The following is a 16834-nucleotide window of genomic DNA, read 5'->3' as shown; positions in this document are numbered from 1 at the left end:
CCCCTTCCTTGCGCTAGCAAGGAAGGGGGCCTTCCTGTACTTCCGGGGCAAGAGCGGCTCCGGAACGCAGGGGTCACGTCTCGTGAGCGGCGGGCTTTAAGCACGCGAGTTACGGCTTCAAGCACGCGAGTTCCGCCTTTAAGCACGCAAGATCCGGCTTCAAGCACGCGAGATCCGTGTTTGAGCACGCGAGTGCCACGCCACCCCGGGCACCATCTCGCCCGAAGGCGCCACGTTGCCTTACCCCTCAATAACCGTCCTTACCACTCACGACCAACCCGGCCAGGTCAGGCTTCGCCGCGCTTCTTCCGCTCGGTGTACTCCCGCATCCGCTTCGGATAGCCGACCCGTGCCACCTCGTACACGGGGATCGACCGTTTGTGACCGAACTGCCGCGCGGCGTCCAGACTCTCGACCCGTCGCCGCGTCCATTCACCGTCGTGGGCGATGAGGACCACTGTGGTATCGGTGACGTTGGTCTTGGGCTCCACATAGGCCTCGACACCGGTCCGCGACGCGGACCACTCTTCGAGGTGTTTGAAGTCGTTTGAAGAGGCTTTCCGCAGCGTACCGGGCTTTTGCCCGCCTTTGGAACGTCTGCGCAGCGAGTCGAACAGACCCACTCCGACCACCTCACTTCCCACTCGCGTCCGATGGCCATTATCCCGACTCGGGCGTGTGCTCGCCGTCGCATACCCGGCTAGGTCGCAGGCCCGCCGCGCGTAGTGACAAGATGGCAAGTGTCCGCGCGCGCGTATACCGCGCGAAGCGGCGCCAGAGCACCACCCCTACCGCTTGCCGAGGAGTTATTGAAGTGACCGAAACCTCCGCCGACCTTGTGATCCTGGGTGGCGGATCGGGCGGCTACGCCGCCGCGTTCCGCGCGGCCGAGCTGGGCCTTTCCGTCACCCTGATCGAAAAGGACAAGCTTGGCGGGACGTGCCTCCACCGAGGCTGCATCCCGACCAAGGCCCTCCTGCACGCGGCGGAGGTCGCCGACGAGACCCGCGACGCCGAGAGCTTCGGCGTCAAGGCCGTGCTGGAAGGCATCGACATCGCCGGGGTCAACAAGTACAAGGACGGGATCGTCTCCCGCCTGTACAAGGGCCTGCAGGGCCTGGCCAAGGCGCACAAGGTGAACCTCGTCGAGGGCACCGGGACGTTCGTCGGCGGCACAACCGTCGAGGTCGACGGCACCCGCTACACCGGCAAGAACGTCATCCTCGCCACCGGCTCGTACTCGAAGACGCTGCCCGGCCTGGAGCTGGGCGGCCGCGTCATCGCGAGCGAGCAGGCCCTTTCGCTGGACTACATCCCGAAGAAGGTCATCGTCCTCGGCGGTGGTGTCATCGGTGTCGAATTCGCGTCCGTGTGGGCGTCCTTCGGCGTCGACGTCACCATCGTGGAGGCGCTGCCCCGCCTGGTCCCGAACGAGGACGAGTACGCGTCCAAGCAGCTCGAGCGCGCTTTCCGCCGTCGCAAGATCGCCTTCAAGACCGGCGTCCGGTTCACCGGCGCCAAGCAGGACGACGACGGCGTCAGCGTGTCGCTGGAATCCGGCGAGACGCTTGAAGCCGACCTGCTGCTGGTCGCCGTCGGCCGCGGCCCGAACTCGGCAGGGCACGGGTACGAGGAGGCCGGGGTCAAGATGGAGCGCGGCTTCGTCCTCACCGACGACCGCCTGCGCACCAACCTGCCGAACGTCTACGCCGTCGGCGACATCGTCCCTGGTCTGCAGCTCGCGCACCGCGGGTTCCAGCAGGGCATCTTCGTCGCCGAGGAGATCGCCGGCCAGGAGCCGCGCGTCATCGACGAGAGCGGCATCCCGCGCGTCACCTACTCGCACCCCGAGGTCGCGTCGGTCGGTCTCACCGAGTCGCAGGCGAAGGAGAAGTACGGCTCCGACGTCACCACCTTCACTTACGACCTCGGCGGCAACGGCAAGAGCCAGATCCTCAAGACCTCCGGCGGGGTCAAGCTGATCAAGGCCCCGGAAGGGCCGGTCGTGGGCGTGCACATGGTGGGCGACCGCGTCGGCGAACTGATCGGCGAAGCGCAGTTGATCTACAGCTGGGAGGCTTTCCCCGAGGACGTCGCCCCGCTCATCCACGCGCACCCCACCCAGACCGAGGCCCTCGGTGAAGCGTTCCTCGCCCTGGCGGGCAAGCCGCTGCACGTGCACAGCTGACGTCTCACCGTCGAAGAACCAGACCAAGCAAGACATATCAAGGGAGTCAGCGAACGATGGCCTACTCCGTCACGTTGCCGGAGCTCGGTGAGAGCGTCACCGAGGGCACCGTCACCCGGTGGTTGAAGCAGGAGGGCGACACCGTCGAGGTCGACGAGCCGTTGCTCGAGATCTCCACGGACAAGGTCGACACCGAGGTCCCGTCCCCGGTCGCCGGCAAGGTCGTGAAGATCAGCGCGCAGGAAGACGAGACCGTCGAGGTCGGCGGCGTGCTCGCGATCATCGACGACGGCACCGGCGGTGTTCCGGAGTCCTCCGGTTCCGCCGAACCGGCCGCCGAAGAAGCGCAGCCGGAACCCGAACCCGAGCCGGAGCCCGCGCGGGAGCAGGCGTCCGCGCCGTCCAAGCCGGACACCGCGCCGGCTTCGGGCGGCGAAGGCACCGAGGTGAAGCTGCCCGAGCTGGGCGAGAGCGTCACCGAGGGCACCGTCACCCGGTGGCTCAAGCAGGTCGGCGACAGCGTCGACGTCGACGAGCCGTTGCTCGAGATCTCCACGGACAAGGTCGACACCGAGGTCCCGTCCCCGGTCGCCGGCACCGTGCTGGAGATCCGTGCCGGTGAGGACGAGACCGTCGAGGTCGGCGGCGTGCTCGCGGTGATCGGTGCGGCCGGGTCCGCCCCGGCGCCGAAGGCCGAGACCCCCCAGCAGGAGGCCAAGCCCGAGCCCAAGCCGGAACCCAAGCCCGAGCCCGAGCCCAAGGCCGAGCCCAAGGCCGAAGCCGCCCCCGCGCCGAAGCAGGCCGAGGCACCGAAGCCCGCCGCACAGCCTGCCCCGGCGGCGAGCGGTGACAACGGTTCGGACAGCTCGCCGTACGTGACGCCGCTGGTCCGCAAGCTCGCGTCGGAGCACGGCATCGACCTGTCGGCGCTGACCGGCAGCGGTGTCGGTGGCCGCATCCGCAAGCAGGACGTGCTCGCGGCCGCGGAGGCCAAGCAGAAGGCAGCCTCGGCCCCCGCCGCCCAGTCCGCCGCCGCACCGGCATCCGCCGCGTCGTCGGCTCCGGCCGCTCCGCGCAAGGCCGCGGTTTCGCCGGAGCTCGCGGCACTGCGCGGAACCGTGCAGAAGGCCAGCCGGATCCGCCAGATCACCGCCACGAAGACCCGCGAGTCGCTGCAGCTTTCCGCGCAGCTCACGCAGGTCCACGAGGTGGACGTCACGAAGGTCGCCAAACTGCGTCAGCGGGCGAAGGCGGCGTTCAAGGAGCGCGAGGGCGTCAACCTGACGTTCCTGCCGTTCTTCGCGAAGGCCACCGTCGAGGCGCTCAAGCAGCACCCGAACGTCAACGCGTCCTACAACGAGGACACGAAGGAGATCACCTACCACGGTGCGGTGCACCTGGGAATCGCGGTGGACACCGAAAAGGGTCTGCTGTCGGTGGTCATCCACGACGCGGGTGAGCTCAGCCTCGCCGGTCTCGCGCACCGCATCGCCGACCTGGCAGGCCGCGCGCGTTCGGGCCAGATCAAGCCGGACGAGCTTTCGGGCGGCACCTTCACGATCACGAACATCGGCTCCAACGGCGCCCTGTTCGACACGCCGATCATCGTGCAGCCGCAGTCCGGCATGCTCGGTACCGGCGCGGTCGTGAAGCGCCCGGTCGTGATCGCGGACGCCGACGGCAACGACACCATCGCCGTCCGGTCGATGGCGTTCCTGCCGCTGACCTACGACCACCGCCTGGTGGACGGGGCCGACGCGGGCCGTTTCGTCACGACGATCAAGCAGCGTCTGGAAGAGGGCAACTTCGAGGACGAGCTCGGTCTCTGATCCTCCGGTAGTCGCGTGAAGGCCCTCGTCCCGCTTCGGCGGGGCGGGGGCCTTCGCCTTTCCCTTCCCCGCAATTAGTCCTCTAGTTGCGGAGGTTTGACAGCCACCCAGAACTCTAGTATTCCGGAATTACGGAAAACGAGAGGGAGGGTGTTGACCATGCTGACCAGACGCCATCTGCTGGCTGGGGCCGCGGCCGGATCGGCGGCGTTGCTGCTGCCGGGGACCGCGAGCGCGGCCACGACCGGACCGGACACGGCGACGGAACAGGGCTGGCTCGACTGGATCGCCGCGCACCGGCACGACGTCTCCGTCCTGATCGACGACGGCGCGGGCCGCCGCGCCGCCCGCGACGCCGACGTCGACCGCGTCATGGCTTCGTCGATCAAAGTCGTACATCTCAGCGCGTACGCCACGGCGGTCGCCGAGGGCAGGCTCGACCCGAACGAAATGATCCGGGTGGGTGACTGGGACGCCCACCATCCCTTCGTCGGCGACGGTCGCGCCCACTTCCAGGCCCTTAACTCGCTGGCCATTCCCTGCGACGATTACGGGATCGCCAAAGACCCGGAGCAGCGCGTTCCCTTGAAGCGACTCGTCGAGTCGATGATCTTCTTCAGCGACAACGCCGCGACCGACTACCTCCGCACCCGGCTCGGCGACCCCGCCCTCCGGTTCGCGGCGGCGCGCGGGGGCTGGTTCAGGCCGGACACCCGATCACTGGGCGGCGAGATCCTGATGCTGATCATGCCGGAGTACGCGCCTCCGCCCGGGAGCCCGGCGGCGGTCCGGCGGGCGATGGGTGACGCGGTGGCGCGCCGCTTCGTGGCCGATCCCGCGTTCCGCGCCGAAGCGTTGAGGCGCTGGCCGGAGATGCCGATGACCCCGGAAACGCAGTGGCCGTGGATCAAAGGCCACGGCCAGGGATCGGCGACGGACCTGTTCGCGCTCCACCACAGCCTCGCGACGGACCGCTATCGGCCAGGTGGCGCACTGGCCCGCGAAATCCTCGCGCGACCGCTTTCGGACCGCGTACCCGCCGGAGCGAGCGAAGTGCTCTTCAAGGGCGGCAGCCTTCCCTTCTCTTTGACCTTCGGGCTCTCCGTGCGCTGGCCCGGCGGTCGTTCGGGCACGGCGGCTCTCCTGCTCACCGGCGTGAACGAGCAGGCGATGCGGAACGCCGCCGTCCTCATCTACTACGTGGTCGAAGCGCTGGCCGACCCCGCGAAGTTCACCGCCCTGCGGCGAGCACTCGGCCGGCCGACGGTATAGATAACCGGTATGAACGCTGAGCTCGCCGACCGGATCGCCGCACTCGAAGAACGGGTCGCCGCGCTCGAAGAGCAGGGCCCGGCCTCGCCGCCGACCAGTCCCGGTGGGCTGGTCGGGTATCGCGGCGAGCTCACCGATCCCGTCGAGCTGAGCTGGGCGATCAACGTCACGCCGGGTCCGATGCTGGCGCTGGACGACGGGCCGCGGGTCGAGGTGCTCGCGGCCTTGTCCAGCACCGCACGGGTGGCACTCGTGCGAACGCTGGCCGAAAAGGGCACCCAATCCGCGCCGTCCTTGCAGGAAGCCGCCGAACTCGGCTCCCCCGGCCGGCTCTACCACCATCTCAAGGCGCTGACCGGCGCCGGGATCGTCGAGCAGGACAAGCGGGGCAGTTACCGCCTGCGTCCCGCCGCGACGATCCCGGTGCTGGTGCTGCTCACCGCGGCGTCCGACGTCGCGGGGCAACTGCGAACCTGAGCGTGCGACCGGATCGCGGATAGGACACGATCGGATCATGCGAGTTCTGATCGCGGGTGCGAGCGGACTGATCGGCACCTCCCTGACTGATCGGCTTCACGAGTCGGGGCATGAGGTGGTCCGGCTCGTGCGCCGGGAAGAGCGGGCCGACGACGAACGCCGCTGGGATCCCCCTGCCGGGGAAATCGCCGACGGCGCGCTCGACGGTGTCGACGCCGTGGTGAACCTCGCGGGTGCCCCGCTGTTGCCCGGACGCTGGAGCGCGGCCCGCAAACAGGTCCTGCTGGACAGCCGGATCGAACCGACCGAGGTGCTCGCCGAAGCGGTCGCCGAACACGGGATCCCGGTGCTGCTGAACGCGTCCGCGGTCGGCTACTACGGCGACTCCGGACCGTCCCTTGTGGACGAAGCGAGTCCGGTGGGCCGCGGCTTCCTCGCCGGACTCTGCACTGCTTGGGAAGGCGCCTCCGAGGCGGCGGCGACCGCCGGCGCCCGTGTCGTACGGCTCCGCACCGGACTGGTGCTCGCCCGCAAAGGTGGGCTTCTCGACGTCCTGCGGCCGCTGTTCCGCCTCGGGCTCGGCGGGAAACTCGGCGACGGCAAGCAATACCTGCCGTGGATCTCACTCGACGACGAGGTCGGCGCGATCGTTTTCGCGCTGGGGAACGAATCCCTGTCCGGTCCGGTGAACCTCTCCGGACCGCGGCCCGCCACGAACGCGGCGTTCACGAAGGCACTCGGCCACGCCGTGCACCGCCCGGCGCTGTGGCAGGTCCCCGGTTTCGCCATGAAGATCGCGCTCGGCCAGGCCGCCGAGGAAATGGCGTTGTTCGGGCAGCGGGCAATGCCCAAAGCGCTGGAAGAGGCGGGCTACGAATTCCGCCACCCGACTCTCGAAGGCGCGCTGGCCGCCGCGACATGACCCTGCGCCGCGGCCTGTACATCCTCGCCGGAACCCTGCTGTTGATCGGTTTCGTCGTCCTCGGCCTGCTGGTCGACGGCCGGCCGCCACCGGTGGACGTCGCACTCGCCGACGCCTTTCGCGGGCAGTACACGCAGCCGGCCGGGCAGGTCGCCGGCTTGATCACGAACGTCCTCGGCCCGGTGCTGCCGTTCGCGCTCGGCGCCGCGCTGGTGGTGATCGCCTGGCGCCGCCGGGACCTGACCGCGCTCTGCGTCAAACTCGCCGTCGTCCTGGCGCTGTGCCGTCTGACCAGCCTGATCGCCAAACCACTGTTTTACCGGGAACGGCCTCGCGCCTTCCCCGACCTGAGCTATCCGAGCGGGCACGTCGTCGCCGTCGCCTGCACTGGTTTCGTCGCCGTCCTGCTCTGCGCGTGGACCCGGCCGCGGCTGGTGCGCCTTGCCATCACGATCGCCGTCGCGGTGACGGTCCTTGGCGCGCTCTGCCGGGTCGTGCTGGGCGTCCATTGGCTGACCGACACCGCCGGATCGGTGCTGGCCGTCGGCGGCGTCGGCCTGATCGCCGCGGCCGGACTGGGCCTGCTGCCCTTGCCGAGAGACCCGGCGTAGTGTCGCTGAAGTGAGCTCTTCGACCACGTCATGCCGTGCCGCCACCGAGCCCGTCGACGTCCGTGAGATCGGGACGATCGACTACACCGAAGCCTGGGAACTCCAGCGCCGCCACGTGACCGCCCGTGCCGACGGCGTCGGCCCCGACACCATGCTGCTGCTGGAGCACCCGTCGGTGTACACAGCCGGCAAGCGCACCGAAGCCGAGGACCGGCCGACCGACGACACCCAGGTGATCGACGTCGACCGCGGTGGGAAGATCACCTGGCACGGCCCCGGCCAGCTGGTCGGTTACCCGATCATCAAACTCGCCGACCCGATCGACGTCGTGCATTACGTCCGGCGTCTCGAAGAGGCCCTGATCACCGTCTGCGACCAGCTCGGCGTGCACACCGGCCGGGTCGAGGGCCGCAGCGGTGTCTGGATCCCCGCCGACGACCGCGGCGTCGAACGCAAGATCGCCGCGATCGGCATCCGCGTGCAGCGCGGCGTGACGATGCACGGCTTCGAGCTGAACTGCGATCCGGACCTGGGCGCCTTCGACAAAATCGTCCCGTGCGGCATCCGGGACGCGGGCGTGACGTCACTTTCGTACGAACTCGACCGCGAGGTCACCGTGGCATCGGTACTGCCGATGGCACGCGAAGCCGTGCTCGCGGCGCTGGAGGGCGACCTCCCGGTGAACGACGAGCGCTGGCTGCCGCGTCCCGAGGCACCCGCCGCCCCCGGTGTCACTTTCGCTTTGCAGAGCTAGCTTTTGTGCCAGGCTTCCCGGTAGGGCCGCGGAAACACCGCGGTCCCACTGGGAGGAATCGATGCGTAAATTCACGCGCGTACTGGCGGTCGCGGCCGCCGCGGGCGGGCTGATGGCCCTGCCCGGCACCGCTTCGGCGGCCCCGCCACCGGGCTGGGCGTCACCGTGAAATACGTCTAGAGGTCCACTTCAGTCCAGCTGAGGAGCGACCTCGGCGGCGACCAGCTCGATCTGGTCCAGATCCGAAAGATCCAGCAACTGCAGGTAAAGCCGGGTGATCCCGGTCTTCTCCCGCCATTGCCCGATCTTCTCGACGACCTCCGACGGCGTCCCCGCCAGGCCGTTCTCCTTCAGCTCCGCCACGTCGCGGCCGATCACCGCGGCACGTTTCGCGATCTCGGCGTCGTCACGGCCCACGGCGACGACCAGCGCGACCGAGCGGAGGATCTCCTGGGGGTCGCGGCCGATCTCGCGGGCGGCGTGGTCGACGCGGCCGAACTGCTCGATGGCGAACCCCGGCCCCACGAACGGCAGGTTGAACTCGTCGGCGTAGCGCGCGGCGAGCGCGGGGGTCCGCTTCTTGCCGCCACCACCGATGATCACCGGCGGCCGGGGCCGCTGAGCCGGCTTCGGCAGGCCGGGCGAGCCGACGAGCTGGTAGTGCTCGCCGCTGAAGGAGAACGTCTCGCCTTCCGGCGTCTCCCACAGGCCGGTGACCACCGCGAGCTGCTCGGCGTAGCGGTCGAAACGTTCCTTGAGCGGCGGCAGGTCGAGACCGTACGCCGTGTGCTCGTCGTCGTACCAGCCCGAACCGAGGCCGAGTTCGATCCGGCCGCCGGACATCTGGTCGACCTGCGCGACCGAGATCGCCAGCACCGACGGATGCCGGAAGGTGGCGGCGGTGACGAGGGTGCCCAGCCGCACACGGCTGGTCTCACGGGCGAGACCCGCGAGGGTGATCCATGCGTCAGTCGGCCCCGGCAGGCCGTCGGCCGACCCCATCTTCAGATAGTGGTCGCTGCGGAAGAAGGCGTCGTAGCCCGCGTCCTCGGTGGCTTTGGCCACCCGGAGCAGGTCGTCGTAACTGGCCCCTTGCTGGGGCTCGGTAAAGATCCTGAGGTCCACGCCGTCACTTTATAGACAGACGCTTCAGCTCGCCTTCCCGTGCTCGGCGGGTGAAATACGGCGAAATCCGACAAGCAAGCGCACCAGGACCTCCTCGACCTGGGCGCTGACCTTCTTCGGCTCCGGCGAACTCGCGATCTCGATGGCGGCACTCGACAACGCGCCGAACAGCAGCCGCGCGGTGACGTCCACCGGGACGTCGTCGACCTCGCCGACCTCGATGAGCGACTGGATCCCGGTGCGGACCAGGCCGAAACTGCACCTTTCCTCCGCCTCGCGCCAGCGCTCCCAGCCCATCACCACCGGCGCCTCGTGGATCGCGATGCGCTGGTACGCCGGGTCGAGACAGCTCTGCAGGAACCCGCGCAGCCCGGCGAGCGCCCGCTCCCACGGCGAGCCCGGCCCGTTCATGATCGTTTCGAGCCGGTCGAAAACCTGGCTCTCGACCGTGTCGAAGGCAGCCTCGAACAACGCCTGCTTCCCACTGAAATGGTGGTAGAGCGCGCCCTTCGTCACCCTGGCCCGCTTGGCGATCTCGTCGAGAGACGTACCGGCGTACCCGCGTTTGGTGAACAGCTCCACGGCACTCTCGACGAGTGCCGACCGGGTGGACTCGGAATAGTCCAGCCGCCTTGACCTCATTGTCGCCACCTTCACAACTTTACGCCGATGGTCCGGCTTCATACTCATGGTATGTTGGCTGCTGTCAGGTCCGTACCGGGAGTATGCCGCAAACCTGCGGTATGAACCGGACCACGGAGGGGAGCCCACATCATGAGCTGGAACGACTTCTACCAGCGGCGCGACATCCTCGAAGCCGCACTGCGGGAGGCGGGTCACCACCCGTCCGATCCGCTTGAACTCGAAGAAATCCCGGGGGCCACCAAGTACTTCGCGACCGAAGCCGAGCTTCTGGTCGCCCTTCAGTACAAGTGGAACCAGGTGCTGGCCGGCCGTCTGCGTGCCGAGATGACCGATCCGGACTACGCCGATCAGGACCTCGCGCTCGACCGCGTCGAAGCCGTCACCCGTGCGTGGAACCACGCCACGGCCGAGCACGAAACCCTTCGCGCCGTTCTCGACGCCGCCCTCGATCGGTGCCCCGAGCTTGTCCCGTCCCACGAAGCCGAACTGCGCACCCTCGCGCTCACGGCGGGGCTGGCCGACTGGAACGAGTCCACCACCGAGATCACCAAGGTCGGCAGCGTGTTCGCCACCTTGCTCCGGCACGGCCGTCAGGCCAAACCCGCCCGCCGCCGCAGCCCGATGGGTCACCTGCTCCGGTTGCTCGCGCCCAGCGCGTGACGTGGCATGGCGGCCCCGCCGCCGATGTAGTTAGGTGATCGATATGGCTGCTCACACGCGCTGGACCGAGGCCGACATCCCGGATCAGACCGGCCGGACCGCGTTCGTCACGGGGGCGAACTCGGGGCTGGGGCTCCGGACCGCCGAAGTACTCGCGGGCAAGGGGGCCCGCGTGCTGCTCGGCTGCCGGTCACCGGAGCGCGGGGCCAAGGCACTGGAGCGGGTACGCGCGGCCGCGACCGGGCCCGCACCCGAACTGGTCCGGCTCGATCTCGCCGACCTCGAGTCGGTGCGCGAAGCGGCCAAGAAGGTCCAGGAACTGGCCGAGGGGAAGCTCGACCTCCTGGTCAACAACGCCGGCTTGATGGCGATCCCGCGAGGTCACACGAAGGACGGCTTCGAGACCCAGTTCGGCACGAACCACCTCGGGCACGCGGTGCTGACGTGGCTGCTGATGCCGTCACTGCGCAACGGCTCGGCCGCCAGGGTCGTGACCCTGTCGAGCGTCGCGGCGGCGGGCGCGCGTATCGACGTCGCGGACCCGAACTTCGAGCGCCGCACGTACAACCCGGCCGCGGCCTACGGTCAGTCGAAGCTAGCCAACCAGGTATTCGCGCTCGAACTCGACCGCCGGCTGCGCGCCGCGGGCGAGGACGTCATCAGCGTGGCCGCCCACCCTGGCTACACCTGGACCGGCCTCGGCGCGGGGATGGCCCGCTCCTACCGCAACCCGGTGGTGCGCGCACTCGTCAGCGCGGGCAACCGGATCGGCGAGATCTTCATCGCGCAGAACGTCAGGCAGGGCACGCTCCCGCAGTTGCTCGCGGCGACCTCACCCGAGGTCGAAGGCGGCGACTACATCGGGCCGCACGGTCTCGGCGGCTTACGCGGTACCCCGGTCAAGGTCCGCCCCGTGCCGGCCGCGAAAAGCGAGTCGCTCGGCGCCGCGGTGTGGGACGTGACCACCAAGTTGACGGGCGTCACCCCCGACCCCGCGTGAGCGGCGACCACTACTACGGCGGGCGTAGGGTGACGGTGTGAGTGCTGCCCCAGATGGCCGCAAGCTGTTGCGGCTCGAGGTCCGGAATTCCCAGACTCCCATCGAAAAGAAGCCGCCGTGGATCAAGACGCGCGCGCGGATGGGCCCGGAGTTCACCGAGCTGAAAGGTCTGGTGCGCCGCGAAGGCCTCCACACCGTCTGCGAAGAAGCCGGTTGTCCCAACATCTATGAGTGCTGGGAAGACCGTGAGGCCACGTTCCTGATCGGTGGCGATCAGTGCACCCGTCGGTGTGACTTCTGTCAGATCGACACCGGCAAACCGGCCGCGCTGGACACGACCGAGCCGCGCAAGGTCGCCGAAAGCGTTCAGGCCATGGGCCTGCGCTATTCGACGGTGACCGGCGTCGCCCGCGACGACCTCGAAGACGGCGGCGCGTGGCTGTACGCCGAAACCGTGCGCCAGATCCACGCACTCAACCCCGGCACCGGCGTCGAACTGCTGATCCCGGACTTCAACGCCGACCCCGGCCAGCTCACCGAGGTCTTCGGCTCGCGGCCCGAAGTGTTGGCGCACAACGTCGAGACGGTGCCGCGCATTTTCAAGCGCATCCGTCCGGGCTTCCGCTACGCGCGGTCACTGGAAGTCATCACCCGCGCCCGTGAAGCCGGTCTGGTGACGAAGTCGAACCTCATCCTCGGCATGGGCGAAACCCCCGACGAGGTCGGCCCTGCCATGCGGGACCTGGTCGACGCCGGCTGCGAAATCCTCACGATCACCCAGTACCTGCGGCCCTCGCCGAGGCACCACCCGGTGGACCGCTGGGTCAAGCCCGAGGAGTTCGTCGAGCACTCCAACGCCGCCGAGGCCATGGGCTTCGCCGGGGTGATGGCCGGGCCGCTGGTCCGGTCCTCGTACCGCGCCGGGCGGCTCTTCGCGCAGACGAAGGCTCACCGCGGCGAAGCGCTGTCGGAGAACCTGGCGCACCTCGCCGCCGAAGGGCCCGCCGCGCAGGAAGCCAGCTCGCTGCTGGCCCGGTGACTCCGGTCACCCTCTTCCGAACGTCGCCACCCACCAGGTCACGAATCACCTAAAGTGACCTGGTGGCGTTGGTAACGGATCTTCTCGATTGGCTGCAGGGACTCCCGGAACCGGGACTGGTCGCGGCGACCGGCGGGCTGGTGTTCGCCGAATGCACCATCGGGCTCGGCTTCATCGCGCCCGGCGAGTCGGGGCTGCTGGTAGCGGCCACGACGGCGACGTCGGTCTCCCGTTTCCTGACCCTGTGGGCGGTTGTGACGGTCTGCGCCGCACTCGGCGACTCGCTCGGGTACGCGATCGGCAAACGCTTCGGCCCGCGCCTGCGCGAGACCAAGCTGATCCGCAAGTACGGCCTCGACGCCTGGGACAAGGCGACCGGTGTCCTCGAACGACGAGGCGCCTGGGCGGTGTTCTTCGCGCGATTCCTGCCGGTCATCCGCACGCTGACCCCGGCCGCGTCCGGCACCTCCGGCCTGCCGTTCCGCAAGTTCCTGCCCGCCGCCGCGGCCGGTGCCGCCTGCTGGTCGGCCATCCACATCGGCATCGGCGCCGCACTCGGTGAGGCCGCGAAGAAGGTCGAAGGCGTACTCAACACCGGCGGCCTGGCCATCGTCGGCGTACTCGTCGGTGTCGCCGTGTTCTTCCTGCTGCGCTACAAGAAAAAGAAGGCACTCGCCGGCACAGTCGAAGAAGCCACCCCGGCGAAGGTCGGCGCGGAAGACTAGATTCCGGGCATGGCCGCCCTGAACCTGCCCCAGCCAATCGGTTTCGTCCTCGGCGGCGGAGGCAGCCTTGGCGCCATGCAGGTCGGGATGCTCCAAGCGATCTCCGAGGCGGGCATCAGCCCCGACCTCGTCGTCGGCACCTCGGTGGGTTCGCTGAACGCCGCCGTCCTCGCCCTCGGCGACGAGCCGGGCGCCAGGCTGACCCGGATCTGGTCGCGGATGACGCGCCACGAGGCATTCCCCGGCGGCGTCCTCAGCCAGGTACGGACCCTGCGGCACAGCAAGACCAACCTGTTCCCCAACACCGGCCTCGCCGCGATCGTCGACGAGCACGTCGGCGAAGGCGTCCGGTTCGAGGATCTCGCGCTACCGCTGGGCGTCGTCGCGACCGACGTCGACACCGCCGAGCCGCTGCTGATCCGCTCAGGGCCCGTCCTGGTGCCGCTGCTGGCGAGTTGCGCGATCCCGGGGATCTATCCGCCGGTGCCGTTCGAGGGCCACATGCTTTACGACGGCGGCCTGGTCGCCAACGTGCCGATGCGCCAAGCGCTCGCGATGGGTGCGAAGTCGCTCGTCGTCCTCGACTGCGCCTTCCCCGGCAAGATGCCCGGCACCCCGCAGACCTTCGCCGAGGTGATGATGTTCACCGCGATGATCAGCATGCGGAATCAGGCCGTGCTGGAGGCGCCGATCGCCGCCGCCGAGGTCCCCGTCGTCTACGTGCCGGGCCCGAAGCCGGTCCGGGTCAGCCCGTTGGACTTCAGCCACACCACCACGCTGACGAGTGAGGCCTACGAAGCCGCGAAGACCTATTTGGGTGAATTGCGTATCGACGGCCCCGGTCTTTATGGTGCCCCGGGTCTCGTTGTGGCGTGACAGGCAACCATCCGGCATCGATCACGTCTTCTTCGTCGCGTACTTTTGAAAGAAAACTTTCCGCTGATCGAGCGACGTAACTGGTTACATTTAAGAGAGACTCATATGTTTCCCAAGAAGACATTACTTTCGACGGCCGGAATACTCGCCGCGGTGCTGCTGATCTCGGCCTGCTCGTCCTCGGGCGACGCGGGAAGCGGCAGCGCGAATTCGACCGGAACCAGCGCCGGATCAGATGAAAGCCCGGTTTCGGTGACCATTGACCCGGCGGGCGGGACCGACGTCAATCCGGCGACCCCGGTCGTCGTCAAGGCCGAGCACGGCAAGCTGACCGACGTCGCCGTCACCAACGCCGACAAGGGCAACCCGGTGAAGGGCGAACTCGCCGCTGACGGGCTCAGCTGGAAAACGGTGGAGCCCCTCGGTTACGGCAGCACGTACAAGGTCATGGCGCACGCACAGGGCGCCAACGGAAAACCGGTCGAGCAGCAGAGCAGGCTCTCCACCTTGAGCCCGCGTCAGCAGGCGAACCCGAACCTCGTCCCGGCGCCGGCGTCGGTCACCTCGAACGGGATCGGTGTCGGCCAGCCGATCGTGTTCTCCTTCGGCCAGCCAGTGAAGAACAAGGCCGACGTGGAGAAGAAGCTGTCGGTGGAGTCCACGCCGAAACAGGAGGGCTCCTGGTACTGGATCGATGACAAGAACGTCGATTACCGGCCCAAGGTCTACTGGCAGGCCGGGACGACACTGAAGGTGTCGGCGATGATCTACGGCGTCGATTTCGGCAATGGCGTCTACGGCGCGACCGACCGCACCGAAACGTACAAAGTGCACGATTCCTGGATCGCGAAGGCCGACGGCAACACCGAACAGATGCAGATCTTCCACAACGGCCAGCTGGCGAAATCGATGCCCATTTCCATGGGCAAGGACGCCACGCCGACGCATTTGGGCGCACACGTCATTTCGGACAAACACGAGAATTACGTGATGGACTCGTGCACCTACGGCGTCTGCCAAGGGCAGCCGGGATACTACAAGTCGAACGAGAAGTGGTCGCTGCGGATCTCCAACGACGGCGAGTTCGTCCACGAGAACCCGAACAGCGTCGGCGCGCAGGGCAGCTCGAACGTGTCGCACGGCTGCGTCAATCTCAACGCCGCCAACGCCCAGTGGTTCTACCAGAACCTGGGGCTCGGCGACGTCGTCGAGGTGACCAACTCCGGTGGCCCGCAGCTGCCGGTCTGGGACCGCTACGGCGACTGGTCGAAGTCGTGGGCGGACTGGCAGGCGGGCAGCGCGATCAAGTAGAGGCATGATGGGCCCGTGACCACCACCCTGAGCAGGGCCCGCTCACTCGTGGCCGGCGCCGGCCGGATAGTCGCACTGACCGGCGCCGGGATCTCCACGGACTCGGGGATCCCCGACTTCCGCGGTCCGCAGGGCCTGTGGACTCGCGATCCAAGCGCGCGGAAGATGTCGAACCTCCAGGCGTATCGAGGCAGTCGCGAGGTCCGAGAGCGGACTTGGCAGGCGCGGCTGGTCCACCCTGCCTGGCACGCCGAGCCGAACGCCGCGCACCACGCCCTCGTGCGCCTGTCCGGGACACTGACTCAGATCGTCACGCAGAACATCGACCAGCTGCACCAGAAGGCGGGCTTTCCGCCGGAGCGGGTGCTGGAACTGCACGGGACGATGTTCGAGTCGGTCTGCCTGTCCTGTGACGATCACCGGGACATGCGTTCGACCCTGGAACGAGTCCGGGCAGGCGAGACCGATCCGCCTTGTCTGGTGTGCGGCGGCATCCTGAAGTCCGCCACGATCTCCTTCGGCCAGCAACTGGACCGCGACCTGCTTCTCGCGGCCCGTGCCGCCGTCGAAGCGAGCGATCTCCTCCTGGTGGCCGGCTCGTCCCTCGGCGTTCAGCCCGCCGCGGGCCTGGTGAGCGCTGCCTCACGGGCCGGTGCCGACATCGTGATCTGCAACGGCTCCGAAACGCCCTACGACTCCCTGGCCGCCGCCCTGATCCGCGGCCCGCTCGGCTCAACCCTCCCCGCCCTGATCCCCTGACCCTCGCCCCCACGTGCCTGCCCCCCGCCCGCACTTCACGTGCTCAACCCCGCAACACGCGTGCTTGAACCCGTATCTCGCGTGCCTGAGGGCGTATCTCGCGTGCCTGAAGCCGTAACTCGCGTGCCTGAGGGCGTAACTCGCGTGCTTGAGGGCGTAACTCGCGTGCTTGAGCGCGTGACACGATGTTCCGCCTTCAAGCACGCGTGTTACCTCTTCAAGCACGCGTGTTACGCCCTCAAGCACGCGTGTTGCGCCTTCAGGCACGCGTGTTGCGGGTTTAGGCACGGGTGTTGCGGGGCCGGGCACGGGTGTTGCGGTGTGGGGAACGTGAAAAAGGTCCAGGTCCCGGGAGAACTGTTGGGTTCTCGACCGGGGCCTGGACCTTGTTTAACGTTTAGTCCGGCGGTGTCCTACTCTCCCACAACCCTTCGGTTGCAGTACCATCGGCGCTGTCAGGCTTAGCTTCCGGGTTCGGAATGGGACCGGGCGTTTCCCTGACGCTATAACCACCGAAACACTACGAAACAACCACTACCCACCAGTTGTTGCTTGGTGGTGGTGTGGTGTTTCAGAGCTGTAGAGTGGATGCGTAACATCTTTGTGGGCAAGTCCTCGGCCTATTAGTACCAGTCAACTCG

General features: G+C 68.1%; 17 protein-coding genes and 1 rRNA gene. 14 read left to right on the top strand and 4 right to left on the bottom strand.

Going from position 1 to position 16834, the window contains the following annotated elements; genetic code table 11:
- Positions 1–287: 287 nt before the first annotated feature.
- Positions 288–632 carry an oxidoreductase gene (locus tag AB0M65_RS33280; protein WP_364036737.1) on the bottom strand — a complete coding sequence of 115 codons (345 nt, stop codon included), beginning with the start codon at positions 630–632 and terminating at the stop codon, positions 288–290.
- Positions 633–814: 182 nt separating this feature from the next.
- Between AB0M65_RS33280 and lpdA the strand changes: the two genes are divergently transcribed.
- From lpdA to lipB, 7 genes are all read left to right on the top strand, one after another.
- A complete protein-coding gene (gene lpdA / locus AB0M65_RS33275; protein ID WP_364036734.1) occupies positions 815–2188 on the top strand; it encodes a dihydrolipoyl dehydrogenase in 1374 nt (457 codons plus the stop codon).
- Positions 2189–2244: 56 nt separating this feature from the next.
- The gene (gene sucB / locus AB0M65_RS33270; protein ID WP_364036731.1) at positions 2245–4017 is read left to right on the top strand and encodes a 2-oxoglutarate dehydrogenase, E2 component, dihydrolipoamide succinyltransferase; all 1773 of its coding nucleotides are present in this window, start codon (positions 2245–2247) and stop codon (positions 4015–4017) included.
- Between the two features lie 159 nt (positions 4018–4176).
- Positions 4177–5289, top strand: a complete 1113-nt coding sequence (locus AB0M65_RS33265) for a serine hydrolase (protein WP_364036728.1) — start codon at positions 4177–4179, stop codon at positions 5287–5289.
- Between the two features lie 9 nt (positions 5290–5298).
- Entirely contained in the window at positions 5299–5766 is a 468-nt protein-coding gene (locus tag AB0M65_RS33260) for a helix-turn-helix transcriptional regulator (protein ID WP_364036726.1), read from the top strand.
- Between the two features lie 37 nt (positions 5767–5803).
- Positions 5804–6688 (top strand): TIGR01777 family oxidoreductase, encoded by an 885-nt coding sequence (locus tag AB0M65_RS33255; RefSeq protein ID WP_364036723.1) that lies wholly within the window; start codon positions 5804–5806, stop codon positions 6686–6688.
- A complete protein-coding gene (locus AB0M65_RS33250; RefSeq protein ID WP_364036720.1) occupies positions 6685–7299 on the top strand; it encodes a phosphatase PAP2 family protein in 615 nt (204 codons plus the stop codon). Before AB0M65_RS33255 ends, AB0M65_RS33250 begins: the two co-directional genes overlap by 4 nt.
- Before the next feature lie 10 nt (positions 7300–7309).
- Positions 7310–8053 carry a lipoyl(octanoyl) transferase LipB gene (lipB, locus tag AB0M65_RS33245; protein ID WP_364036717.1) on the top strand — a complete coding sequence of 248 codons (744 nt, stop codon included), beginning with the start codon at positions 7310–7312 and terminating at the stop codon, positions 8051–8053.
- A gap of 189 nt (positions 8054–8242) precedes the next feature.
- On the opposite strand, the gene AB0M65_RS33240 is transcribed toward lipB, so the two are convergent.
- Together AB0M65_RS33240 and AB0M65_RS33235 are read right to left on the bottom strand one after the other, a co-directional pair.
- On the bottom strand, positions 8243–9178 hold the full coding sequence (locus AB0M65_RS33240; protein WP_364036715.1) for an LLM class F420-dependent oxidoreductase: 936 nt from the start codon (positions 9176–9178) through the stop codon (positions 8243–8245).
- A 24-nt stretch (positions 9179–9202) separates the two neighbouring features.
- Entirely contained in the window at positions 9203–9820 is a 618-nt protein-coding gene (locus tag AB0M65_RS33235; protein WP_364036712.1) for a TetR/AcrR family transcriptional regulator, read from the bottom strand.
- Positions 9821–9952: 132 nt separating this feature from the next.
- Here AB0M65_RS33235 and AB0M65_RS33230 point away from each other — a divergent pair, with 132 nt between their 5' ends.
- From AB0M65_RS33230 to AB0M65_RS33200, 7 genes are all read left to right on the top strand, one after another.
- Positions 9953–10483, top strand: coding sequence for a hypothetical protein (locus AB0M65_RS33230; RefSeq protein ID WP_364036709.1), 531 nt, complete (start codon positions 9953–9955; stop codon positions 10481–10483).
- Positions 10484–10526: 43 nt separating this feature from the next.
- Complete coding sequence (locus AB0M65_RS33225) at positions 10527–11483, top strand: oxidoreductase (protein ID WP_364036706.1); 957 nt, start codon at positions 10527–10529, stop codon at positions 11481–11483.
- Between the two features lie 37 nt (positions 11484–11520).
- Positions 11521–12522, top strand: coding sequence for a lipoyl synthase (lipA, locus tag AB0M65_RS33220; protein WP_364036703.1), 1002 nt, complete (start codon positions 11521–11523; stop codon positions 12520–12522).
- A gap of 62 nt (positions 12523–12584) precedes the next feature.
- Positions 12585–13247, top strand: a complete 663-nt coding sequence (locus tag AB0M65_RS33215) for a DedA family protein (RefSeq protein WP_364036700.1) — start codon at positions 12585–12587, stop codon at positions 13245–13247.
- 9 nt (positions 13248–13256) lie between these two features.
- Positions 13257–14123, top strand: a complete 867-nt coding sequence (locus AB0M65_RS33210) for a patatin-like phospholipase family protein (RefSeq protein WP_364036697.1) — start codon at positions 13257–13259, stop codon at positions 14121–14123.
- A 105-nt stretch (positions 14124–14228) separates the two neighbouring features.
- Positions 14229–15434, top strand: a complete 1206-nt coding sequence (locus AB0M65_RS33205) for an Ig-like domain-containing protein (RefSeq protein ID WP_364036694.1) — start codon at positions 14229–14231, stop codon at positions 15432–15434.
- Between the two features lie 15 nt (positions 15435–15449).
- Positions 15450–16193, top strand: coding sequence for a Sir2 family NAD-dependent protein deacetylase (locus tag AB0M65_RS33200; protein WP_364036691.1), 744 nt, complete (start codon positions 15450–15452; stop codon positions 16191–16193).
- Between the two features lie 400 nt (positions 16194–16593).
- Here AB0M65_RS33200 and rrf read toward each other — a convergent pair.
- Positions 16594–16710: ribosomal RNA gene (gene rrf / locus AB0M65_RS33195) — 5S ribosomal RNA — on the bottom strand.
- Positions 16711–16834: the final 124 nt, after the last annotated feature.

Origin of the sequence: Amycolatopsis sp. NPDC051071 (assembly GCF_040682875.1) — a bacterium.
In the GTDB taxonomy this organism is placed as follows: Bacteria; Actinomycetota; Actinomycetes; order Mycobacteriales; family Pseudonocardiaceae; genus Amycolatopsis.
Note: the sequence above shows the minus strand (reverse complement) of the source record. Positions and strands in the feature narration are given on the sequence as shown.